This is a genomic window from Nitratireductor aquibiodomus, from assembly GCF_900105565.1.
GTDB lineage: Bacteria > Pseudomonadota > Alphaproteobacteria > Rhizobiales > Rhizobiaceae > Nitratireductor > Nitratireductor aquibiodomus.
In genome coordinates this window covers 2,599,691-2,620,812 of the sequence record NZ_FNSL01000001.1, presented here as the reverse complement: position 1 = coordinate 2,620,812, position 21,122 = coordinate 2,599,691, and the positions used below count along the sequence as shown (strand labels likewise).

Here is a 21,122-nt window from a genome sequence, read left to right as displayed (position 1 = left end):
TGGGCGAACCATCGCCCACAGCCGCCTGCATCGCGGGAACCGATCCCGCGAGGATGAAGACAGCCAGCAGCAAAAGGGTCAAAGCCGTGCGCATGGCCCTACTTTTAGCCTGCGGCGAGGAGAAAATCCATGAAAAGCGCAGACTGCCAGTGCGGCTATCTGCGCCTCCACCCAAGCCGCGCCTCGATCCTGCGTGCGCTCTTCTGGACAAGATCTTTCAGGTCGGGTTCGTCCTGATCGACCTTGTGATCGGGAACCACGATCGAGATCGTCGCCCGGCAGGCCCCTTCTCCATCGATGATGGGTGCTGCGATGCATGCGACGGAGAAATCCGATTCTCCGGCCTGGATCGAAAGCCCCTCTTCATAGGCCCGGCGTGCGGCCTGCGAGAGGGCGGCCACATCGGTTTCGGCATTTCCGGTGGGTGACGGGCGGATCGCCGCCGAGAGCACCGCCTGACGCTCATCCTCCGGCAGATGACCGATCAGAAGACGGCCCGATGCGGACCAGTTGAGCGGTGTGCGGGAGCCGACGCGCGATGAAACCTGAAAATGGTCGGGACCATCGACCATGGCAAGAACCACCATCTGATCGCCGTCACGACCGCAGATCTGCACTGTCTCTCTGGACGCAAGCGCCAGATCCAACATCTCCTGATTGGCTGCGGAGAGCAGGTCCAGCCGGCGGGCGTAGGTCAGGCCGTAGTGATAGAAGCGCGGTCCGAACCACAGGGCGCCATTGTCCTGCCGGTCGAGGATCTCCTTGCCGACCATGTCTTCGACCAGGCCGTAAATGGTCGATGCCGGCGCGCCGACGGCGCGCGCGATCTCATAGGCAGTGGCCGGCCGGTCGGACTGCTGGAGAAAATCCAGAATCTGCAGGATGCGGTCGAGTGCGCTCGTTCGCGTGCGCTTTTCGCGCGGTCCGTCCGTGGTGGGCTGCATGTTCACCGTATCGCCTGTCCCGTTGGTCAACCGGCCGTCTATAGCACCTGCTTTCAGTCCGGCCAATTCAGCAGCCCGGCCTCCAGCCGCATGGCACGCTCGGCAAAAGAACTCACCAGCGGCGCCGGCGCGGCTGCGGCATGGTCGAGCTCTTCGGCGACGCGGCGGGCAACAACGGCCTCCTCGTCCGGATGCAGGTTGCAGGGATCGAGGAAGAGATAGTTGTGCTCGGCCTCATGATCGCGGACGATGATCGGCGGATCGCCAGCCGCCAGCCGGTCTGCCAGATCCCACGCCGTAATGCGTGCGATGTTCGGGTCGATGTCGATCCGCAGGCGATCGAGCGGGTTGCCGGTCGGGTCCGGCGTGATGCGCGCAGCGATGCCGGGCCGTCCCTGAAGCGTCTTTGCCCAAACATCAAGCGCCTTCCGCTCGCGCGCCCGAATGCCGGCATGGTCGCGGTTCTCCCAGGCTTCGAGCGCGGCGATCACGCCTGCTATCCCCTCCTTGCCGACCTTCATGCCACGGCCGATGCCGAGGTTCTGCAGATAGGCGGCGCGGACAAGCGCCCTGCTGCCTGCAATGATGCCGGACGTCGGGCCGCCAAGGAACTTGTGCCCCGAATAGAGCACCACATCGGCGCCAGCGGCCAGAAAGCCCGTCAGATCATATTCCGAAGCGGCATCGACGATCACCGGAACGCCTTTTGCGTGTGCCGTGGCGATGAAGTTGGCCAGTGGGATCTGTCCGTATTCGACAACGTGATGCGACGCCACATAGACGGCAGCCGCCGTGTTCTCGGTGATGGCACCGGCAAGCTGATAGGCATAGGCGCTCGTCGCCTGCCCTACCGGCACGACCTTAGCGCCGGAAAGCCGGATCGCCTGATCGATGGGTGCTCCATAGCTCACCAGATGCCCGGCCTGCACCACCACCTCGTTGCGGAGGCCGCTGGTGTCCGGCAAGCGCTCGATGGCCGCAAGATCTCTTCCGGTCATGGCGGCGGCAACCGCGAGCGTGATGCCCGCCGAACAGGACGCAGTGACACATCCGGCTTCAGAACCGGTCAGCCGGGCGATGGTCCTGCTCGCCGTGCGCTGCAGGTCGGACATTTCCGTCCACTGACCAAGCACGGAGGCGACCGTTTCGATGGCCTGCGGCACGACGATGGAAGCGCCGAGCGAGGTCATCGTGCCGGACACGTTGATGACCGGGCGCAGGCCGAGCCTGGCGCGAATGTCGTCATTGGGCAGCATTTTCATTGTCCTCTATCGCAATAACGGCTTCGATCTCGACGGTGATCCTGCCCGGCAGAGACCCGAATCCGACAGCGGAACGCGCATGAACGCCGCGCTCGCCGAAAACATCGATGAGCAGGTCCGAACACCCGTTTATCACGGCCGGGTGCTCTGCGAACTCGGGATCGGCATTGACCATGCCAAGGAGCTTCACCACGCGCCTGACGCGCGAAAGGTCTCCGAGCGCCGCCTGCATCACGGCGATCAGGTTGATGCCCGTCAGGCGCGCGTGTCGATAGGCCTCTTCCGCCGAGACGTCCGCGCCGACCTTGCCGGTGTGCTGGCTGCCATCTGGCTCTGTTGGCCCCTGGCCGGAGAGAAACAGCAGGCTCCCCTCCTGCACATGTGTCACGAAATTGGCCACCGGCGGCGGAGGCGGCGGCAGAACGATCCCCAGTGCCTCGAGACGATCGTTGGGCGTCGTTTCCGGGCGTTTGGCAAGCTCGGAAAAACTCATGCGGGAACTCCAAGGGTTCGAGTGTCTTGTTGCCGGGTCAGAGTGACTGGCGGGCGCGACGAGAAATGCAGAACAGGGTATGGTTGCCTTCAGCCACCGCGTTTTCCCGGACACTCCGATGCAGGCGGCTGCATCTCATGCAGGACAAGGCTTCAGGCCTGACATTCGTTCTCTCCTGAATATTTCATTATTATGAAATATAATTCTCTATAAAAGAAGGATAAGCGATGCGCGCGCAGTGTCAAGCAGGCGCGTGTTTCCACGCGCCTGCCAACAGGACAATTGTTTTCGGAACGGGCCGAACAGCCCGGAACGGATGTCAGAAGCCGACGATTCGTTCAGGCAACCAGGTTGCCAGGGCAGGGAACGCCACCACCAGCAGGAGCGTCAGGACCTGCAGCAGAATGAATGGCAGAACACCGCGGCACATCTCCCCGTAGGTCATGTTCGGGGGAGCAATCGACTTCAGATAGAAGATCGACGAGGCCATGGGCGGCGTAAGATAGCCTGTCTGGATGACAATGAGCACCAGCGTTGCGAACCACACCGGATCGATGCCGGCAGCGCGGATGAACGGTGTGAACAGCGGCACGCAGATGAGCACATTGGCCGTCCAGTCGAGCACGAAGCCGAGGACGAAGACCACCGCCAGGAAGAACACGATCATGCCCGTGGGGCCGAGCCCGGCGCCGTCGATCACCTCGCGGATAAGCCGCGCCCCGCCATTGGCGGCGAAGGCGCCCATGAACATGGTGCCGGCGGCGACGATCAAGAGGATCATCGCGGAAATCCGCACGGTGATCGCCAGCGATTCCCGCAGCATTGCTATTGAAAAGCGCTGGTTGACGATGCAGAGGGCGAGCGCACCGGCGGCACCCACGGCGGCTGCTTCCGTCGGCGAGGCGATGCCGGCCAGGATCGAGCCGAGGACAGCGACGATCAGGAGCACGACCGGCAGAAGGACCGTGGCCGTCAGCCGCAGTTTTTCGGCAAGTTCCACGGGCTCCTCGACCGGATCGTCCTCATCGGGTTTCGCCGGATAGAGCAGACCGTGGATGAAAATATAGGCCAGAAACAGCACAACCATCAGCAGGCCGGGCAGCATCATTCCGGCGAGCAACTTGCCCACCGACATCTGCGCAAGCGAGGCATACATGACGGCAATGACGGACGGCGGGATCATCGTGCCCAGTGACCCGCCGGCGCAGATCGTGCCGGCAATCAGCGTGTTGCCATAGCGCGCCTTCTGCATCGCAGGAATGGCCATCATGCCGATCATCACCTCGACGGCGCCGACCACACCGGCGGCGGCTGCGAAGATCGCGCCCATCGCGATGGTTGCCAGCGCGAGCCCACCGGGCAGGCGCGAGAGCCAGAGATTCATCACCCGGAACAGGCGCTCGGCAATGCCCGAGCGCTCGAGCAGCGCCCCCATCAGGATGAACATCGGGATTGCCGAGAGAATGAAATTGGTCGAGGCCGAGTAGAACGAGCCATAGAGCTGGTTGAACGCGACGGAGCCAAAGGCCGCCAGCCCTGCGCCAACCGCGACGATGGTGAGCGAAAACGCGATCGGCAATCCCAGAAGGATCAGCGCGAACAGCGCCGGAAACATCAATCCTGCGATGAGCATGTCAGGTCTCGATCTTGAAGCTGTCGTCGTCGCGCGGGTCGGTGAGAGCCCGCAGCCCTTCGGCGAAAAGCTGGAGAGCCAGCGCGGAAAGCCCGATCGCCAGCGCGCTGTAGAAGGGCCACATCAATGGCGCCCACGGGCTGACATGCTCTACCTCGCCCGTCATCCAGGCGCGCCACGCGCGCTGGCCGGCGATGGATGCAAGCCACACGAAAACCGGGAAAAGGACGACAAGAAAGGCCAGGCCATCGATCGCGCCACGCACCCGTTTGGGCATCCGCGACGAGAGGAAGTCAATGCGCACATGAGCGTCTTCACGCAGGGCCTGCGCCGCGCCCAGAACGAAGAGCACACCGGTGCTCATATAGGCGATGTCGAAGGCCCAGAGTGTGGGCGCGCCGAAGACATAGCGCGCCACCACTTCGTAGAGCATGGAGGCGATCAGGATCAGCACCATCGCCTGCGCGACGATGTTCAGACTTGCCGAAATTCGATCCGCGACCGCGAGGAGAGCACGTTTCAAGATCGCCTCCCGCCGGCTTACTTTTCGTTGCGGATCAGGTAGCCGCTCTGTTCGGCCCAGCGATCCTCATAGGCGAGGTAGCCTTCAAGGATTTCGGCCATGCGGGGCTTGCCCTCGGCCTTCTGGGCTTCGGCGGTTTTCTTGATCCAGTCGCGGCCCGCATCGGACAGCTCTTTCTGGAACGCCGCATCGAGCTCGATCACCTCGGCCTTGCTGGCGCGAAGCGTCTCCATCGCCTTCATGTCCTGATCGTAGAAGTGGACTAGAGACTGAAGCGTGGTCAGCTCGGCGGCTGCTTCGATCTTCGCCCTGAGCGCCTCGTCAAGCGCATCCCAGGTTTCCTGCTTGACCACAACTTCCCAGAGGAAGGTGGGCTGATGGACGCCCGGCACGACGATATAGGGGGCAGCCTCGTGGAAACCCTCCGGCAGATTGCCCGATGGCGGGCCCCATTCGATAGCGTCCACGCCCTTGCGCTCCAACAGGGTGTAGATTTCACCCGGGGGCACAACGGTCGGCACCGCGTCGAAATAGTCGCGCATCACCTCGGCCCAGGGGCCGGACGTGCGGTATTTCAGGCCCTTGAGATCGGCCGCGCTTTTGATCGGCTTGTTGGCATGCGCCATGATCTCGGAGGAGCCGATGCCCACGACGAGCGACTTCAGGCCTTCTTCCGCACGGATTTCGGCGAGCTTTTCCTTGCCGCCTTCTTCAAAAATCCACGTCGAATAGGCTTCGGGACCCATGCCGCCGGGGAAACCGGCAAAAATCGCGTTCACCGGATCCTGATTGACCAGATAGCTCGGAGTCGAGTGACCTGCTTCGACAATGCCGTCCTTGACGCCGTCATAGACCTGCAGCGCTGGCACCAGAATGCCTGCACCAAAGGGCTGGATTTCGACAGCTCCGTCGGTCAGGAGACCCACATTGTCGGCAAAACGCTCGAGAAAATTCACGTAGAAAGGCGACCCCTCGGGGACCGACGTCGGTACGCGCCAGGTCACTTCCTGCGCCTGCGCGCCAAACGTCGCAAACGCCACGGCCCCGGCCAGGGCCAATCGCTTAAGGCTGAGAAACATCTCAACTCCTCCATTGTTATTTTTTAAGACCCGGTGAACCCGTCCGGGATGCACTCAAAATTTATACATCTCCAATTCTCCATGTCGACAAAAAAAATAATTAAATTTTTTAAGCGGCTTTGCGCCATTCCCAACGATCGGGCCGCCCTGCCAGAAACAAGAAAGGCGCGGCACACATCGCCGTGTGCCGCGCCTCACCATTGTTGCAATTACAGTCCCGTAGGGTCAGCCCAGCGCATCCTCCGGCAGAAGAGCCGCAGGCATGTTCTGGTAGCAAACCGGGCGCAGGAAGCGCCTGATGGACAGCGTCCCGACGCTGGTGGCGCCGAAATTGGTGCTGGCCGGATAGGGGCCGCCATGGACCATGGAGTCCACCACCTCGACCCCGGTCGGGAATCCGTTGACGAGCAGCCGTCCCGCCTTGCGCTCAAGAACGGGGCGAAGCGCCTGGGCCGCAGCGACGTCGCCTTCGCCGAGGTGCAGCGTCACGGTCAGCTGCCCTTCCAGAGCGCGGGCGATGGCCTCGATCTCTTCGGCAGAACCGGCACGCACCAGCAGGCCGAGCGGACCAAAGACCTCATGATGCAATTGTGGATTTTCAAGGAACTCCGCTGCCGTGGTCTCAAAGAGTGCCGGCGAAGCCTTGCGCCCCTCCGCTCCGGCCACCATCACCGGGCGCGCCGCAGCGCTTTGCGCAACCTGATCACGTCCCGCATTGAACGCCTTTGCGATGCCGTCGGTCAGCATCACCTGTGCATCCACCTGCTTCAGCCCGTCTGCCGCAGCGTCCACGAAACGGTCGGCTGCCTTGCCATCCATCACAATCGCAATGCCGGGGTTGGTGCAGAACTGTCCCGCGCCCATGGTCAGGGATGCAGCCCAGCCGCGCCCGATCTCCTCGCCCCGCGCTTCAAGAGCGTGCGGAAGAACAAACATCGGATTGACCGATCCCAGCTCTCCGAAAAAGGGGATGGGCTCCGGTCGTGCCGCACACAGGTCGAACAACGCACGGCCGCCCGCCAGGCTGCCCGTGAAGCCAACGGCCTTGATCAGCGGGTGCTGCACCAGCGCCTGGCCGACGCTGCGGTCGCCACCCTGGATGAGCGAGAACACGCCAGCCGGCATGTCGCATTTCTCGATGGCCGCCCTGATCGCCTCCGCGGCGATCTCACCGGTTCCCGGATGCGCCTCATGCCCTTTCACCACGACCGGGCAGCCAGCCGCCAGCGCGGCGGCGGTATCGCCACCCGCCGTCGAAAATGCGAGCGGGAAATTGGATGCGCCGAAAACGGCAACCGGGCCAATGGGACGCTGCACCATCACCAGTTCAGGCCTCGGCGCGGGCTGGCGATCCGGCAGAGCCTCGTCGTGGCGGCGGTCGAGATAATCCCCCTTGCGAATGTGGGCTGCGAAGAGGCGAAGCTGGCCGGACGTGCGGCCACGCTCTCCTTCGAGACGCGCGGCGGGGAGCCCGGTTTCCTGCGTGCCGATCTCGGTGATATCGGCGCCACGGGCTTCAATCTCATCGGCAATGGCCTCAAGAAACGCGGCCCGCTCCTGACGCGGGCGACGCGAATAGGCCTCGAAAGCAGCTTCAGCCGCCTGAACCGCACGATTCACGAGGTCAGGGGTGCCAAATGCAAAGCGATGCGCCGGACCATGCGCCGGGGACGATTCGAATGTGTCGTCGCCAGCGGTCCACTCGCCGGCTATCAGGTGCTTTCCGTGTGGGGTGAAGGGCATCGGTCCCCTCCTTCAATTTTGAGTTTCGGATCATCTGGCGCAGGCAGGAAGCGCTGGGTTATGACTCCAGCATCTTGCATAGGCTGCCATCTGCATACAAAATGTATGCAAGATTGCAACCCGGCAACCGGAGGAAAGGATATTTTATGACCGAGACCACGCTGGCCATCGGCGACCTCGAGCACATTGTCGAGGCGATCATGCGCAAGGGAGGCTTGTCGCCGCTCCATGCAGGCGCGCTCACACGGGCAATCGTGGCGGGAGAGCGCGACGCCTGCAAATCCCACGGTGTCTACCGTGTCGAGGGCTGCCTGCGCACCATCAAGGCCGGCAAGGTCGTGCCGGATGCCGAGCCTGAACTGACCAGCGATGACAGCGCCATCGTGCGCGTTGCGGCGAAGGGCGGCTTTGCCAATGCCGCGTTCGAACTGGGTGCCCCCGTGCTGGCCGAAAAGGCCCGGCAGTTCGGGCTCGCGGCCCTGGTGATCAACGACTGTACGCATTTTTCGGCTCTCTGGCCCGAGATCGAGGCGCTGACCGCGCATGGGCTTGCCGCCATGGCCATGTGCCCGAGCTATGCCAGCGTTGCCCCTTCCGGCGGCAGCGGCCCGCTTCTGGGCACCAACCCGTTCGCCTTTGGGTGGCCACGGCCCGGGAGGACCCCCTATGTGTTCGACTTCGCCACCAGCGTTGCGGCGCGCGGCGAGATCGAGCTTTATCGCCGTGCCGGCAAGCCCCTGCCGGAAGGCTGGGCGATCGACACGGACGGAAAACCCACGACGGACCCGGAAGCCGCGCTCAATGGTGCTATGCTGCCCTTTGGCGGGCACAAGGGATCGGCCATCTCGACCATGATCGAGCTGCTTGCCGGGGTGATGATCGGCGATCTGACGAGCCCGGAAGCGCTGGAAGCGCTCGGCACCACCGCTCTGGCACCGGCCCATGGCGAACTGATCCTGGCCTTTGACCCGGCCCGTTTTGCACAGGGACGGGCGGGCGACCCGATGGCGCGCGCCGAGACCCTGTTTGAAGCGATGGTCGGCCAGGGAGCACGCCTCCCCTCGCAGCGCCGGTTTGCCGCTCGGGAGAAGGCGCTTGCCGAAGGCATCCGCCTCACTGCCGAAGAAATGGCGCTGCTCGAGCGTCTGCGCGAGAAGGGCCTCGACGCCGTTTAAACACAGGAGCCCTCCCGGACCGGGAGGGCTCTTCCACAGGGTCAGGCTGCGTATTTGGAGACCGCGCCCGGCAGCTTGCTCCAATTCGCGTACCAGTCGCGGAACAATTTGTACTGCGCCTCGGCATAGCCACGCTGGCTCTCCGAGAGTTCATCCGTCTCATTGAAGTGCAGGCGGTATTCCTCGTCTCCGTTCAGCACCATCAGGTATTTGTAGTAGAGAACGAGATCCGCACCCTCATCGAAGGAGGAGAGCACTGCAAGCGCTGCATCGAGCTCGGAAGCGCGCTGACGCGCATCCGCATCGCCGGCCGCAGCGGCCTGGCTCAGCGCGACGAGATGCAGGACTTCGCGGGGAAGCACATTGCCGATGCCGGTGATGGCACCATCGGCGCCGCAGTTGACAAAGCCGTGATAGACCGTGGTGTCGACACCGATCATCAGCTTGATGTCGGGGTCGCCGCTGGTGATGTTCTCCGCCGCATAGCGCAGATCGGCTGCGCCGCCGAATTCCTTGAAGCCAACCAGGTTGGGATGCTCGGCACGCAGGGCGAAGAAGAGGTCCGCCCGGGTGGCAAACCCGTAATAGGGGCTGTTGTAGATCACCGCCGGCAGATCGGGCGCAGCCGAAAGAATGGCCTTGAAGTGGTTCCGCTGCGCGGCCGGCGAGCTGCCGCGCGACAGGACGCGCGGGATGACCATGAGACCCTCGGCACCGACCTCGGCCGCATGCGCCGCATGGGCCACGGCGCTTGCCGTGTTCACCGCTCCCGTGCCCACGATGACCGGCACGCCAGCCTCAACCAGCCGGTCAACGCCTTCCATGCGCTGCGCGTCGGTCAACAGCGGCCAGTCGCCCATGGATCCGCAATAGACCACGGCGCGCATACCGGTATCGATCAATTCCTTGCCCTTGCGCACCAGCGCGTCGAAGTCGGGGCTGCGATCCGCCTTGCAGGGGGTCATCAGAGCGGGAATGCATCCCGAGAAAATATGGTTGGTCATGCCGATCTCCTTCAAATGCCTGATCTCATGCGCCGCAATGCATCCGCAGCCGGCCGCTCACAGTTTGGATCGCCTGCAAAATATCACTTGTATTTTTTTTGTCGACACAAATTTTCGCGCAGTGGCACTTCGATGAATCGGGATGGGCGGAGCGTTTTTTCCGGGGTTCTGATGCTAAAGCGCGATCTTCTGGCGATGGTCGCGGGCAATCATGTTGCGAATCTGCTCGACGATCTGGTCGGCGTGCTCATTGGCCAGCGCATCGGCCTTTTCCACATCCCGCGCCTCGATGGCCGCTATCATGTCCTCATGCTCGACAACGTAGCGTTTTGGCAATTGATCGTTGAACGAGGAATAATAAAGCCGAAGGAGCCGGCGCCCCTCATCGAGGAGGCGCAAAAACAGGCTTTCATAATAGGGGTTGCGGGCCGCTGCGGCGATGGCCGCGTGGAACTCGCGATTGGTGGCGATCATCGCCAGCGCGTCCTGTTCCGCGACAGCTTTGGCAAACTCGGCCTGGCGGGCGCGTATGGTGACGAGATCGTCCGCCTGATGATTGAGGGCGGCGAGCCGCGTCGTCACACGATACATCAGCGTCAGCGCATCGAAGAATGTGTGCAGGTTCAGAAAGTCGATATTGGCGACCACGGTGGAGCGGTTGGGCAGGGTCGTGACCAGCCCCTCACCGGCCAGACGCACCAGCGCCTCACGAATGGGCGTGCGCGACATGGAAAGACGCTGAGCAAGCTGGATTTCGTCGATCGGTGTGCCCGGCGCCAGCGCGAGGTCCAGTATTTCGTCACGCAGCACATTGTAGACGAACTGAACGCCGGAACCGCGCTTGCGTTCGGCGGGTTTGCGCGTGGCGGCTTCGGACATGTCTGATCCTCATGTGTACAAGAAAAATACTGTTAGGAATGAAAGGGCGCGATCGTCAAGTGCGCACGAAGCCTGTCCGCTGAACTTGACTGGACAGGGCCGGGCCGGGGCCAAACCGCTCGAAAGATGCTCGGCGGGCGTCAGTCCGCGCCGACGACCGACCATCCGACCGGTTCGCCCCTTTGCTCAATCGGCTTTTGCGAAATGCGCCATCTGGTCCGCATGGGCTTTTTTAAAAGCGGGCCGGTCCGTGATTCGCTTTACATAGGCTTCCGTTGCCGGGCGCTCCCCGAAAGACCGGACCCTGGTGATGCGCAGGGCATCAGCCATAAGCAGATCGGCGACCGTGAAGCGGTCGGCTGCCAGCCATTCCCGTTCAGCGAGTACGTTTTCCATATGACCAAGGCGACTTTCCAACCAGCCGGTCAGATAATTCTGCTCTGCGCCCCTCACTTCCAGAAACCACCAGGGGACGGAAACCATTTCGACCGAATTGAGCGCGGCAACCAGCCATTGTAGGGTTTGCGCTTCTCCAGCAGGGTCGCGCGGCATCAGCTTTTCGCTTTTCCGGGCCAGATGCAGCAGGCATGCGCCGCTCTCGAACAGTTCGAGATCACCGTCGCTCAGAAACGGGGTCTGACCGAAGGGCTGTTGCGCGAAATGCTCCGGTCCGCGATCTTTGAATGGGACGGTGCGAACGGTGTAGGCCAATCCGGCCTCCTCGCATGCCCATCTCAGCCTTATGTCGCGCACAAAACCGCGGGGACCTTCCGGAACCCAGTCATACGTCCAGACAATCAGATCACTCATGACATCCAATCCAGTTCAACCGGCGCTCCCCAAGCGGCATGATGCCGCCGGCACGATTGCCTGATTTTCCCTGCGGATCAAGGTGCGTTGACGGGCGCGCCCAAGAAGCGGTCAATCTGTCGGAATTTCAGAGGAAAACTGGTGGAGCCAAGGGGAGTCGAACCCCTGACCTCTTGAATGCCATTCAAGCGCTCTCCCAACTGAGCTATGGCCCCACACTCCGGCGATATGGCCGGTCGCCGTCTCCGGCGAAGAGGTCCGGAAGGCCCGCCGGGCCAACCGTGTGGGCGGCTTCTAAACCCGCCCGGCGGGAAGATCAAGCCCCGATTTGCACCCCGCGCCACTTTTGACACGGGGCCGAAGCCATTCTTCCCGCGTGCGCTGAAAAATCAGCTCTCGTCGTCGTCGTCGCCGACGCCGATGAAGTCCTTCACATCATCGTCATCGTCGTCTTCGTCGTCATCGAGGAACGTGTCGTCCTCATCGTCGCCGAGGTCGACATCATCGTCATCATCATCATCGCCGTCGAGATCCGGGATCTCTGCCTTGTCGCTGGACGATGCCTCATCGTCGGCATCTTCGAGCGAGACGACCTCCGGTGCATCTTCCTCACCGTCCAGCTCTTTTTCCTCCACTTCGTCTTCTTCATCCATGGAGGTGTCGCCGCCGGCCTCGAAGAAGCTGCGCGGATAGGTCTGGCCCGTATAGGGCGAAACGATCGGGTCCTTGTTCAGGTCGTAGAATTTGCGGCCCGTCTCCGGGCAGATGCGTTTTGTTCCGAGTTCCGGTTTAGCCACCTTGCTGCCTCATCGTCTTGCGGTCGGCCCAGCCTGCGACGGCTCCATCGCGGCCGGCACCGGAAGCGCTTCCTGCCTTACTGAAAATTTCGGTCCCCATAACGGCAAGTCGCGCACCTGTCAAAGCCTAATACGCACCCTGGAAAGGCCTCTCCTCCCAAGGTCCGCTCTCTTTACAACCCCGACAGGGGCCATCCGTCAACCGGGGGATGACCGACTATCCTCATCATGCTAGAGCGAGCAGGCAAAATCCTCGAATAATCTGCCGCCCGGCAGAACGCCTATCATCAGGGACCAGACAATGCATACGACCGAGCCGCGCCCCATGAGCGCCAGAAAATCAGACGCCCTTTCGGGCCGGGCCCGCGTGCCCGGCGACAAGTCGATTTCGCACCGGGCGCTGATGTTTGGCGGGCTGGCGGCCGGCGAGACACGCATTACCGGCCTTCTGGAGGGCGAAGACGTGCTGCGCACAGGCGAAGCCATGAAGGCCATGGGCGCGACCATCGAGAAGCACGGCGATGAATGGATCGCCACCGGCACCGGCAACGGCGCCCTGCTCGAACCCAAAGAGCCGCTCGATTTCGGCAATGCCGGCACCGGCGTACGGCTGACCATGGGTCTTGTCGGCTCCTACGACATGACGACGCGCTTCATCGGCGATGCGTCTCTTTCCAAGCGCCCCATGGGCCGGGTGCTCGATCCCTTGAAAGAAATGGGCCTGCAGGTGGTTTCCGCCGAGCCGGGCGATCGCCTGCCCATTACGCTGCGCGGGCCGAAACACGCAGCGCCCATCTCCTACCGGGTGCCGATGCCGTCCGCGCAGGTGAAGTCGGCAGTGCTGCTCGCCGCGCTCAACACGGCCGGTGTGACCACGGTGATCGAACCCGTTGCCACGCGCGACCACACCGAAAAGATGCTGGCTGGCTTCGGTGCTACACTTGAGGTGGAGACCGACGCCGACGGTGCGCGCCACATCCGCATCGAGGGCCAGCCGAAACTCATCGGCCAGACCATTGCCGTTCCCGGCGACCCGTCTTCGGCTGCCTTCCCGCTCGTGGCCGCGCTCATCGTGCCGGGCTCGGAGGTGGTGATCGAAAACATGCTCATGAACCCGACGCGCACCGGGCTCGTCACCACGCTCATGGAGATGGGTGCGGACATCGAGATTCTCGACCGCCGCAATGAGGGCGGCGAGGATGTGGCGGATCTGCGCGTGCGCGGTTCCGAACTCAAGGGCGTGACCGTGCCGGAAGACCGCGCACCCTCCATGATCGATGAATATCCCGTGCTTGCCGTGGCGGCCTCCTTTGCCGAGGGCGACACGCTGATGCAGGGGCTGGAAGAGCTGCGCGTCAAGGAATCCGACCGGCTTTCGGCTGTCGCCGACGGGCTCAAGGCGAATGGTGTCGATTGCGAAGAGGGCGAGGCCTCGCTCAGGGTCACGGGCCGCCCTGGCGGCAAGGGGCTTGGCGGCGGCACGGTCCAGACGCATCTCGACCACCGCATTGCCATGAGCTTCCTCGTCATGGGCCTTGCGACCGAGAAACCCGTCACCATCGACGACCAGGCGATGATCGCCACCAGCTTTCCCGATTTTACCGCGCTCATGACGCGGCTGGGTGCAAAGCTGGCCTGACATTCGCATCGGATATGGGAGAGAGAAAAATGACTGCGCAGAAGGTTGCCATGATCATTGGCGGCGGGAGCGGCATGGGTGCTGCAGCCGCGCGCAAACTGGCTGAAATCGGCTATGGGGTGGCCGTCATGTCGTCCTCAGGCAAGGGCGAGGCGCTGGGCAAGGAGCTCGGCGGGCTGGGCTTCACCGGCTCCAACCTTTCCCCGGACGATCTCAAGCGCTTCACCGACGCGACGATGGAGCGTTTCGGCCGCATCGACGCGCTGGTGAATGGCGCCGGCCATGGGCCGAAAGGCGATGTGCTCGACATCTCCGACGAGGACTGGCACCGCGGCATGGATTTCTACCTGCTCAACGCGGTGCGGGCGACGCGACTCGTTACCCCCGTCATGCAGGCGCAGAAGTCGGGTTCCATCGTCAATATCTCCACCTATGCCACCTTCGAGCCGGAAGCGGCCTTTCCCACATCAGGCGTGTTCCGCGCCGGACTTGCCGCCTTCACCAAGCTCTTCTGCGACAAATACGCAGCCGAGGGCCTGCGCATGAACAATGTGCTGCCGGGCTTCATCGATTCGCTGCCGGAAAAGGAAGACCGCCGCTCGCGCATCCCCATGGGCCGCTATGGCACGGTGGAAGAGGTTGCCGAGCTCATCGCCTTCCTTGCTGGCGAGAAATCCAGCTACATCACCGGGCAGAACATCCGCATCGATGGCGGCATCACGCGTTCGGTATGACGGGCATGAGCGGCAAACTCACCATCGCCATCGACGGGCCAGCCGCCTCCGGCAAGGGCACGCTCGCCCGGCGGCTGGCGGCGCATTACGGCCTGCGCCACCTCGACACCGGGCTCACCTATCGCGGTGTCGCCAGGGCGCTGATCGAAGCCGGCCAGCCGCTCGACGATGAGGCGATTGCCGAAAGGGCCGCCCGCGCGCTCGATCTCGGTGCACTCGACCGGGCCGTGCTTTCCGAACACGGCATCGGCGAGGCGGCCTCGAAAGTGGCGGTCATGCCCAACGTGCGCAGGGCGCTGGTGGACAAGCAGCGCGCCTTTGCGAGCGCCCCGCCCGGTGCCGTGCTGGACGGGCGCGACATCGGCACGGTGGTGTGCCCCGATGCCGATGTGAAGCTCTATGTAATTGCAAGCGCCGAGGTGCGCGCCACCCGCCGCTGGCGCGAGATCGAGGCTGGTGGCGGCAGCGCCGCCTACACGGAAATCCTCGCCGATATCGAGCGTCGCGACGCCCGCGACATGGGCCGGGCGGACAGTCCGTTGAGGCCGGCAGACGATGCGCACTTGCTCGATACGAGTGAAATGGATATAGAAACGGCGTTCCTGGCGGCCTGCAGACTGGTGGATGCCACGCGGATCTCCGGGAACGAAGACTGAAAGAACCGTCTGCCACGCATTCTTTGCGCCGGATCTGCCGCTTCGCGCGGCGCCAGAGCGATCCGCTCGGATGCATGACCGACAAACGCAACACGAACCACCGGCGCTTTGCCCCGACTGAAACCGCAGGGGCTTTTCAGGAGCATCAATGTCAGAACTCAATCCGTCTCGCGATGATTTCGCGAGCCTTCTCGCAGAATCCTTCACCGAACGCGACGCCGCCGAAGGCTCCGTCGTAAAGGGCCTCGTCACCGCCATCGAAAAAGACATGGCGATCGTCGATGTCGGCCTCAAGGTCGAGGGCCGTGTGCCGCTCAAGGAATTCGGCGCGAAGGGCAAGGAATCCGATCTCAAGGTCGGCGACGAAGTCGAAGTCTATGTCGAGCGTATCGAAAACGCGCTTGGCGAAGCCATGCTGAGCCGCGAGAAAGCACGCCGCGAGGAAAGCTGGGTCAAGCTGGAAGCGAAGTTCAACGCCGGCGAGCGCGTCGAGGGCTTCATCTTCAACCAGGTCAAGGGCGGCTTCACCGTCGATCTGGACGGCGCCGTGGCCTTCCTGCCGCGTTCGCAGGTCGACATCCGTCCGATCCGCGACGTCACCCCGCTCATGCACACCCCGCAGCCCTTTGAAATCCTCAAGATGGACAAGCGCCGCGGCAACATCGTCGTGTCCCGCCGCACGGTTCTCGAAGAGAGCCGCGCCGAGCAGCGCTCCGAGATCGTCCAGAACCTCGAAGAGGGTCAGGTGGTCGAAGGCGTGGTCAAGAACATCACCGATTACGGTGCGTTCGTGGACCTGGGCGGCATCGACGGCCTGCTGCACGTGACCGACATGGCATGGCGCCGTGTCAACCATCCGACCGAGATCCTCAACATCGGTCAGACGGTCAAGGTGCAGATCATCCGCATCAACCAGGAAACCCACCGCATCTCGCTGGGCATGAAGCAGCTCGAGGCCGATCCGTGGGACGGCATCGGCGGCAAGTACCCGCTTGGCAAGAAGGTTCTGGGCCGCGTCACCAACATCACCGACTACGGTGCGTTCGTGGAGCTGGAGCCGGGCATCGAAGGCCTGATCCACGTTTCGGAAATGTCCTGGACGAAGAAGAACGTTCATCCGGGCAAGATCCTCTCCACCACGCAGGAAGTCGAAGTGGTGGTGCTGGAAGTGGATCCGGTGAAGCGCCGCATCTCGCTGGGCCTCAAGCAGACGCTCGAGAATCCGTGGGAGGCATTCGCCCGCAATCACACCGTCGGCTCCATTGTCGAAGGCGAGGTCAAGAACAAGACCGAGTTCGGCCTGTTCATCGGTCTCGATGGCGATGTGGACGGCATGGTTCACCTCTCCGACCTCGACTGGAACCGTCCGGGCGAGCAGGTGATCGAGGAGTACAACCGTGGTGACATGGTGAAGGCTCAGGTTCTCGACGTGGACGTGGACAAGGAGCGCATCTCGCTCGGCATCAAGCAGCTTGGCCATGACGCGATCGGCGAAGCGGCCGCTTCCGGCGAACTGCGCAAGGGTGCTGTTGTGACCTGTGAAGTGACGGGCGTGAAAGACGGCGGCCTCGAGGTCCAGCTTGTCGATCACGACGTCGAAAGCTTCATCAAGCGCTCCGACCTGTCGCGCGACCGTGCCGAGCAGCGCCCCGAGCGCTTCTCTGTCGGCCAGAAGGTGGACGCCCGCGTCACCGTCTTCGACAAGAAGACCCGCCGCATCAGCGTCTCGATCAAGGCTCTGGAGATCGCGGAAGAGAAGGAAGCCGTGGCACAGTTCGGTTCCACCGACTCCGGCGCCTCCCTCGGCGACATCCTCGGCGCAGCCCTGAAGAACAAGGGCGGCGACGAATAAGCCTCAGGGCTTTATCGGGTGAAAATGAAAGACCCCGCCGGAGCGATCCGGCGGGGTTTTTTGATGCACCAAACAAAATCATATTTTTATATAAAATAAGTTTTTATTTCGACTAATCAATAAAAATCATTGACAGGCTAGAAATTAACAATAAATACTATCTTTTACTTTATTGTTTAAAGAATTTTGACTTATGATTATTTCGTTGGAATTTTTTGATGCCTCTCTTACGTCGGATTTTAGCTTTGGCGGCGGTGGCGGCTCAGGCAATGAAGCAGGCTCGGGCAACGAAAGACCCGGTTCCGGCAATCCTGCAGGAGGCTATATAGGTGCCGCTATCGGCGGCCTGGTGGGTACCACGCTGGGCGCCAGCATCGGGCCTGCCGGCGCGATTGGTCTCGGCGCTGCGGCGGCATCGATAGGTCAGGATGTCGGCGGCAGTATCGGCTCTGATCCCATGGGTGGATACGGCCCAGGTTCCGGCGTCTCTATAGGCGGACCGCAGCCTTAGCAGGGCTACTCAGCGCACATCCGACTGCTTATTTTAGCCGTCACGATGAAAAATGCATATCTTTTACAAAACGCCCGAATATTCCCCATGGCATACAAGATAATACTTATCGTAATATCCATTATATCGGCGCTATACATATCGGATAATTACCACATTAGCGGCGGGTTCAGATACATCTTCATCGGCCTGGTCGCGCTGATATCCTCATTGATTGTGAGGATTGGACAGTGAATTAACGCCAGATATCAGCGCAGAATCGCGTTGCCTGAAGTGCTGCACCGGGCTGGCGACCCCGAGGAAGGCACCGCCGCCCGGAAACAGGCGGCGCCCTCCCTCACCAATGCGGCGGCTTGGTCACGGGCACATCGCCCGCCGTCTGCTCCTCCAGCTCCATGAAACGCTCCGAGAGCCGATCAAGCTTCTTCTTCAGCGCTTCCGTCTCGCGCCACTGGCGCGTGAGCTCGGCGGAAAGCTCTTCGATGGTCTTTTCCTGCTCGGCGGCCAGGATTTCCAGCTTCGTGATGCGGTCTTCGCTCATGGCGCGCTTCTTTCTGCGGTTTCGGTGCATTCTCGCCTGCGGAAATTGACAAGCAAGGCCTGATTTGTCGAGAGTGCTTGAGGTGCCTTTCGCCCGGGCCTACCGCACAGGTTGGCAGGCGGCAGGCAGGCATGGTAGAAATTTGACCAAACGATAAAAACGGGGAAGCGGGCCGCCGATGGCTGAAACGGCAATCGAGCTCAAGGGCATCAGCAAGAGCTTTGGCGCGGTTCATGCAAACCGCAACATCGATCTGAAAATCGAAGCCGGGACAATCCACGGCATCATCGGCGAAAACGGGGCCGGAAAATCGACCCTGATGTCGATCCTCTATGGCTTCTACCAGGCCGATCGCGGGCGGATCGACGTGGGCGGCAAAAAGGCCGCGATCAACACGCCGAGCGACGCCATCGCGCTGGGCATCGGCATGGTGCATCAGCACTTCATGCTGGTGCAGAATTTCTCCGTTCTGGAAAACGTGATCCTGGGGGCGGAAGGCGAGGCGCTGCTCAACACCTCCATCGCCAGGGCGCGCTCGGAGCTGGAGCGGCTGGAGCGCGACTATGGGCTGGAAGTGGACCCCGACGCCATCATCGAGGATCTGCCCGTGGGCCTGCAGCAGCGGGTGGAAATCCTCAAAGCGCTCTATCGCGGTGCCGATATCCTCATCCTCGACGAGCCGACCGGCGTTTTGACGCCGGCAGAGGCGGACCACCTTTTCCGCATTCTCGAACAGCTCAAGGAAGAGGGAAAAACCATCATCCTCATCACCCACAAGCTGCGCGAGATCATGGCGATCACCGACAATGTCTCGGTCATGCGGCAGGGCACGATGGTGGCAACCCGCAACACCGCCGAGACAAGCGTGGAGGAGCTGGCCGAGCTGATGGTGGGCAGGCGGGTGCTACTTCAGGTGGAAAAGGGCGAGGCAAGCCCCGGCGAGGTGCTGCTTTCGGTGCGCAATCTCACCGTGAAGGATTCGCGCGGCGTCACCATGGTCGACAATGTGTCGCTCGACGTGCGCGCGGGCGAGATCGTCGGCATTGCCGGCGTGGCGGGCAATGGGCAATCCCAGCTTCTCGATGCCATCACCGGTGTGCGCAGGGCCGTTTCCGGCACGGTGACGCTGGATGGCGAGCCGGTGGACCTGACCGGCGCGGCAGACCCCGCAGACCTGCGCGCGCGCGGCATGGCCCATGTGCCCGAAGACCGGCATCATGTGGGGCTCGTTCTGCCCTTTGAGGAGAACGAGAACGCCATGCTCGGCTATCACCGGCAGGCGAAATACCTCAACGGCCCCTTCCTCAACATCGAGGCGATCCGCGCCGATGCGCGCGAGAAGATCGAGAAATACGACATTCGCCCGCCCGACTGCCGGCTGAAGACGGCGAACTTCTCCGGCGGCAATCAGCAGAAGATCGTGCTGGCGCGTGAGATGGAGCAGGATCCAAAGGTGCTGATCGTCGGCCAGCCGACGCGCGGCGTGGATGTGGGCGCCATCGAGTTCATTCACAAACGGCTGATCGACATGCGCGATCAGGGCAAGGCGGTGCTTCTGGTCTCGGTTGAGCTCGATGAAATCCGCTCGCTCTCCGACCGCATCCTGGTCATGTTCGCCGGCCGCGTGGTGGGCGAACGCGGGCCCGAAGCCAGCGAAAGCGAGCTTGGCCTGCTCATGGCCGGCGTCGAGGAGAAGGAGGCGGCGGAATGAGTGCGCCTTATGCGAAACTGCCCGCTTGGGCCGATTACGGGCTGATCCCGCTCATCAATCTTGCCGTCGCCTTTCTGGTGGCCGGGCTGGTGGTGATGCTGGTGGGAGAAAACCCCTTCCGCGCCGCCGCCATTCTGGTGGAAGGGGCGCTGGGCCGCGGGCAGAACATCGCCTACACGCTCTACTACGCAACGAGCTTCATCTTCACCGGGCTCGCCGTGGCCGTCGCCTTCCATTGCAGCCTGTTCAACATTGGCGGCGAGGGGCAGGCCTATGTGGGCGGGCTGGGCGTAGCGGTGGTCTGCCTCGCGTTCGACAGCATTCTGCCCTGGTGGGCGGTGTTTCCGCTGGCCATTGTGGGCGCGGCGCTGTTCGGCGCGGCGTGGGCCTTCATCCCGGCCTATTTCCAGGCAAAGCGCGGATCGCACATCGTCATCACGACGATCATGTTCAATTTCATTGCCGCCAGCCTGATGGTCTATCTGCTGGTCAATGTACTCAAGCCCGCCGGCGCGCAGGCCCCGCAGACCCGCAATTTTCTTGAAGGCGGGCAATTGCCCAAGCTCAACTGGGTGCTGGAGGCGATGGGCTTTTCCATCCGCTCCGCTCCGTTCAACCTCTCCTTCCTGCTGGCGCTTCTGGCGGCGTTTCTCGTCTGGGTGCTGATCTGGCGCACGCGGCTCGGCTATGAGATCCGCATGCGCGGTTTCAGCCCCAAGGCCGCGCGCTATGCCGGCGTCAGCGAAACGAAGATCATCATCATCACCATGCTCATCTCCGGCGCACTTGCCGGCATGATGGCGCTCAACCCGGTGATGGGGGATCAGAACCGTTTGCAGATCGACTTCGTCACCGGGGCCGGCTTCGTCGGCATCGCCGTGGCGCTGATGGGGCGCTCGCATCCGGCGGGCATCGTGCCGGCGGCCATCCTGTTCGGCATGCTCTATCAGGGCGGTGCCGAGCTTGCCTTCGAGATGCCCAACATCTCGCGCGACATGATCGTCATCATTCAGGGTCTCGTCATCCTGTTCGCCGGCGCACTGGAGCACATGTTCCGGCCTTCGATACAGGCGCTTTTCGCCAGCCTAAGCCCGCGCTCTGCAGGCATCGAGGCGCAGCAGGGAGAGGGTGGCTGA

The 21,122-nt window shown here is 62.5% G+C and carries 20 protein-coding genes and 1 tRNA gene; 8 read left to right on the top strand and 13 right to left on the bottom strand.

What is annotated here, in order from left to right; all coding sequences use genetic code 11:
• Positions 1 to 155 precede the first annotated feature (155 nt).
• The 7 genes from BLW55_RS12580 to BLW55_RS12550 all read right to left on the bottom strand — a co-directional run bounded on the left by BLW55_RS12580 (position 156) and on the right by BLW55_RS12550 (position 7,677).
• A complete protein-coding gene (locus tag BLW55_RS12580; protein ID WP_007008532.1) occupies positions 156 to 974 on the bottom strand; it encodes an IclR family transcriptional regulator in 819 nt (272 codons plus the stop codon).
• A gap of 23 nt (positions 975 to 997) precedes the next feature.
• A complete protein-coding gene (locus BLW55_RS12575; protein ID WP_090329031.1) occupies positions 998 to 2,200 on the bottom strand; it encodes an aminotransferase class V-fold PLP-dependent enzyme in 1,203 nt (400 codons plus the stop codon).
• Positions 2,187 to 2,699, bottom strand: coding sequence for a RidA family protein (locus BLW55_RS12570; protein ID WP_025030853.1), 513 nt, complete (start codon positions 2,697 to 2,699; stop codon positions 2,187 to 2,189). Before BLW55_RS12570 ends, BLW55_RS12575 begins: the two co-directional genes overlap by 14 nt.
• Positions 2,700 to 3,018: 319 nt before the next feature.
• Positions 3,019 to 4,332, bottom strand: a complete 1,314-nt coding sequence (locus BLW55_RS12565) for a TRAP transporter large permease (RefSeq protein ID WP_025030854.1) — start codon at positions 4,330 to 4,332, stop codon at positions 3,019 to 3,021.
• A 1-nt stretch (position 4,333) separates the two neighbouring features.
• The gene (locus tag BLW55_RS12560; protein ID WP_007008528.1) at positions 4,334 to 4,855 is read right to left on the bottom strand and encodes a TRAP transporter small permease subunit; all 522 of its coding nucleotides are present in this window, start codon (positions 4,853 to 4,855) and stop codon (positions 4,334 to 4,336) included.
• Between the two features lie 17 nt (positions 4,856 to 4,872).
• The gene (dctP, locus tag BLW55_RS12555) at positions 4,873 to 5,934 is read right to left on the bottom strand and encodes a TRAP transporter substrate-binding protein DctP (protein ID WP_090329030.1); all 1,062 of its coding nucleotides are present in this window, start codon (positions 5,932 to 5,934) and stop codon (positions 4,873 to 4,875) included.
• A gap of 225 nt (positions 5,935 to 6,159) precedes the next feature.
• Entirely contained in the window at positions 6,160 to 7,677 is a 1,518-nt protein-coding gene (locus BLW55_RS12550) for an aldehyde dehydrogenase (NADP(+)) (protein ID WP_090329029.1), read from the bottom strand.
• Between the two features lie 146 nt (positions 7,678 to 7,823).
• Between BLW55_RS12550 and BLW55_RS12545 the strand changes: the two genes are divergently transcribed.
• Positions 7,824 to 8,852: an Ldh family oxidoreductase gene (locus tag BLW55_RS12545; protein ID WP_090329028.1), complete on the top strand. Its 1,029-nt coding sequence runs from the start codon at positions 7,824 to 7,826 to the stop codon at positions 8,850 to 8,852.
• A gap of 41 nt (positions 8,853 to 8,893) precedes the next feature.
• On the opposite strand, the gene BLW55_RS12540 is transcribed toward BLW55_RS12545, so the two are convergent.
• The 5 genes from BLW55_RS12540 to BLW55_RS12520 all read right to left on the bottom strand — a co-directional run bounded on the left by BLW55_RS12540 (position 8,894) and on the right by BLW55_RS12520 (position 12,342).
• Positions 8,894 to 9,856: a dihydrodipicolinate synthase family protein gene (locus BLW55_RS12540; protein ID WP_090329990.1), complete on the bottom strand. Its 963-nt coding sequence runs from the start codon at positions 9,854 to 9,856 to the stop codon at positions 8,894 to 8,896.
• Positions 9,857 to 10,030: 174 nt separating this feature from the next.
• Positions 10,031 to 10,735: a GntR family transcriptional regulator gene (locus BLW55_RS12535; protein WP_090329027.1), complete on the bottom strand. Its 705-nt coding sequence runs from the start codon at positions 10,733 to 10,735 to the stop codon at positions 10,031 to 10,033.
• A gap of 186 nt (positions 10,736 to 10,921) precedes the next feature.
• Positions 10,922 to 11,545 (bottom strand): glutathione S-transferase family protein, encoded by a 624-nt coding sequence (locus tag BLW55_RS12530; protein WP_090329026.1) that lies wholly within the window; start codon positions 11,543 to 11,545, stop codon positions 10,922 to 10,924.
• 139 nt (positions 11,546 to 11,684) lie between these two features.
• Positions 11,685 to 11,760: transfer RNA gene (locus BLW55_RS12525), tRNA-Ala, on the bottom strand.
• 174 nt (positions 11,761 to 11,934) lie between these two features.
• Positions 11,935 to 12,342: a TIGR02300 family protein gene (locus BLW55_RS12520; RefSeq protein WP_090329025.1), complete on the bottom strand. Its 408-nt coding sequence runs from the start codon at positions 12,340 to 12,342 to the stop codon at positions 11,935 to 11,937.
• A gap of 301 nt (positions 12,343 to 12,643) precedes the next feature.
• Between BLW55_RS12520 and aroA the strand changes: the two genes are divergently transcribed.
• The 5 genes from aroA to BLW55_RS12495 all read left to right on the top strand — a co-directional run bounded on the left by aroA (position 12,644) and on the right by BLW55_RS12495 (position 17,734).
• Positions 12,644 to 13,981 (top strand): 3-phosphoshikimate 1-carboxyvinyltransferase, encoded by a 1,338-nt coding sequence (gene aroA / locus BLW55_RS12515; RefSeq protein WP_090329024.1) that lies wholly within the window; start codon positions 12,644 to 12,646, stop codon positions 13,979 to 13,981.
• A 29-nt stretch (positions 13,982 to 14,010) separates the two neighbouring features.
• Positions 14,011 to 14,715, top strand: a complete 705-nt coding sequence (locus BLW55_RS12510; RefSeq protein ID WP_090329023.1) for an SDR family oxidoreductase — start codon at positions 14,011 to 14,013, stop codon at positions 14,713 to 14,715.
• A 5-nt stretch (positions 14,716 to 14,720) separates the two neighbouring features.
• Positions 14,721 to 15,371 carry a (d)CMP kinase gene (cmk, locus tag BLW55_RS12505; protein ID WP_090329989.1) on the top strand — a complete coding sequence of 217 codons (651 nt, stop codon included), beginning with the start codon at positions 14,721 to 14,723 and terminating at the stop codon, positions 15,369 to 15,371.
• Positions 15,372 to 15,519: 148 nt separating this feature from the next.
• The gene (gene rpsA / locus BLW55_RS12500; RefSeq protein ID WP_090329022.1) at positions 15,520 to 17,223 is read left to right on the top strand and encodes a 30S ribosomal protein S1; all 1,704 of its coding nucleotides are present in this window, start codon (positions 15,520 to 15,522) and stop codon (positions 17,221 to 17,223) included.
• 205 nt (positions 17,224 to 17,428) lie between these two features.
• Positions 17,429 to 17,734, top strand: coding sequence for a hypothetical protein (locus tag BLW55_RS12495; protein WP_143038432.1), 306 nt, complete (start codon positions 17,429 to 17,431; stop codon positions 17,732 to 17,734).
• Between the two features lie 337 nt (positions 17,735 to 18,071).
• On the opposite strand, the gene BLW55_RS12490 is transcribed toward BLW55_RS12495, so the two are convergent.
• Positions 18,072 to 18,275, bottom strand: coding sequence for a SlyX family protein (locus BLW55_RS12490; protein WP_007008515.1), 204 nt, complete (start codon positions 18,273 to 18,275; stop codon positions 18,072 to 18,074).
• A 178-nt stretch (positions 18,276 to 18,453) separates the two neighbouring features.
• On the opposite strand from BLW55_RS12490, the gene BLW55_RS12485 reads away from it, so the two are divergent.
• Both BLW55_RS12485 and BLW55_RS12480 read left to right on the top strand, forming a co-directional pair.
• Positions 18,454 to 19,986 (top strand): ABC transporter ATP-binding protein, encoded by a 1,533-nt coding sequence (locus BLW55_RS12485; protein ID WP_090329020.1) that lies wholly within the window; start codon positions 18,454 to 18,456, stop codon positions 19,984 to 19,986.
• Complete coding sequence (locus tag BLW55_RS12480; RefSeq protein WP_090329019.1) at positions 19,983 to 21,122, top strand: ABC transporter permease; 1,140 nt, start codon at positions 19,983 to 19,985, stop codon at positions 21,120 to 21,122. Before BLW55_RS12485 ends, BLW55_RS12480 begins: the two co-directional genes overlap by 4 nt.

Excerpts from the sequence above, each read along its gene's own strand:
- BLW55_RS12490 (WP_007008515.1), bottom strand. The coding sequence starts at position 18,275 with ATGAGCGAAGACCGCATCACGAAGCTGGAAATCCTGGCCGCCGAGCAG.
- rpsA (WP_090329022.1), top strand. The coding sequence starts at position 15,520 with ATGTCAGAACTCAATCCGTCTCGCGATGATTTCGCGAGCCTTCTCGCA.
- BLW55_RS12550 (WP_090329029.1), bottom strand. The coding sequence starts at position 7,677 with ATGCCCTTCACCCCACACGGAAAGCACCTGATAGCCGGCGAGTGGACC.
- dctP (WP_090329030.1), bottom strand. The coding sequence starts at position 5,934 with ATGTTTCTCAGCCTTAAGCGATTGGCCCTGGCCGGGGCCGTGGCGTTT.
- cmk (WP_090329989.1), top strand. The coding sequence starts at position 14,721 with ATGAGCGGCAAACTCACCATCGCCATCGACGGGCCAGCCGCCTCCGGC.
- BLW55_RS12485 (WP_090329020.1), top strand. The coding sequence starts at position 18,454 with ATGGCTGAAACGGCAATCGAGCTCAAGGGCATCAGCAAGAGCTTTGGC.
- BLW55_RS12530 (WP_090329026.1), bottom strand. The coding sequence starts at position 11,545 with ATGAGTGATCTGATTGTCTGGACGTATGACTGGGTTCCGGAAGGTCCC.
- BLW55_RS12545 (WP_090329028.1), top strand. The coding sequence starts at position 7,824 with ATGACCGAGACCACGCTGGCCATCGGCGACCTCGAGCACATTGTCGAG.
- BLW55_RS12565 (WP_025030854.1), bottom strand. The coding sequence starts at position 4,332 with ATGCTCATCGCAGGATTGATGTTTCCGGCGCTGTTCGCGCTGATCCTT.
- BLW55_RS12575 (WP_090329031.1), bottom strand. The coding sequence starts at position 2,200 with ATGCTGCCCAATGACGACATTCGCGCCAGGCTCGGCCTGCGCCCGGTC.
- BLW55_RS12570 (WP_025030853.1), bottom strand. The coding sequence starts at position 2,699 with ATGAGTTTTTCCGAGCTTGCCAAACGCCCGGAAACGACGCCCAACGAT.
- aroA (WP_090329024.1), top strand. The coding sequence starts at position 12,644 with ATGCATACGACCGAGCCGCGCCCCATGAGCGCCAGAAAATCAGACGCC.
- BLW55_RS12535 (WP_090329027.1), bottom strand. The coding sequence starts at position 10,735 with ATGTCCGAAGCCGCCACGCGCAAACCCGCCGAACGCAAGCGCGGTTCC.
- BLW55_RS12480 (WP_090329019.1), top strand. The coding sequence starts at position 19,983 with ATGAGTGCGCCTTATGCGAAACTGCCCGCTTGGGCCGATTACGGGCTG.
- BLW55_RS12510 (WP_090329023.1), top strand. The coding sequence starts at position 14,011 with ATGACTGCGCAGAAGGTTGCCATGATCATTGGCGGCGGGAGCGGCATG.
- BLW55_RS12540 (WP_090329990.1), bottom strand. The coding sequence starts at position 9,856 with ATGACCAACCATATTTTCTCGGGATGCATTCCCGCTCTGATGACCCCC.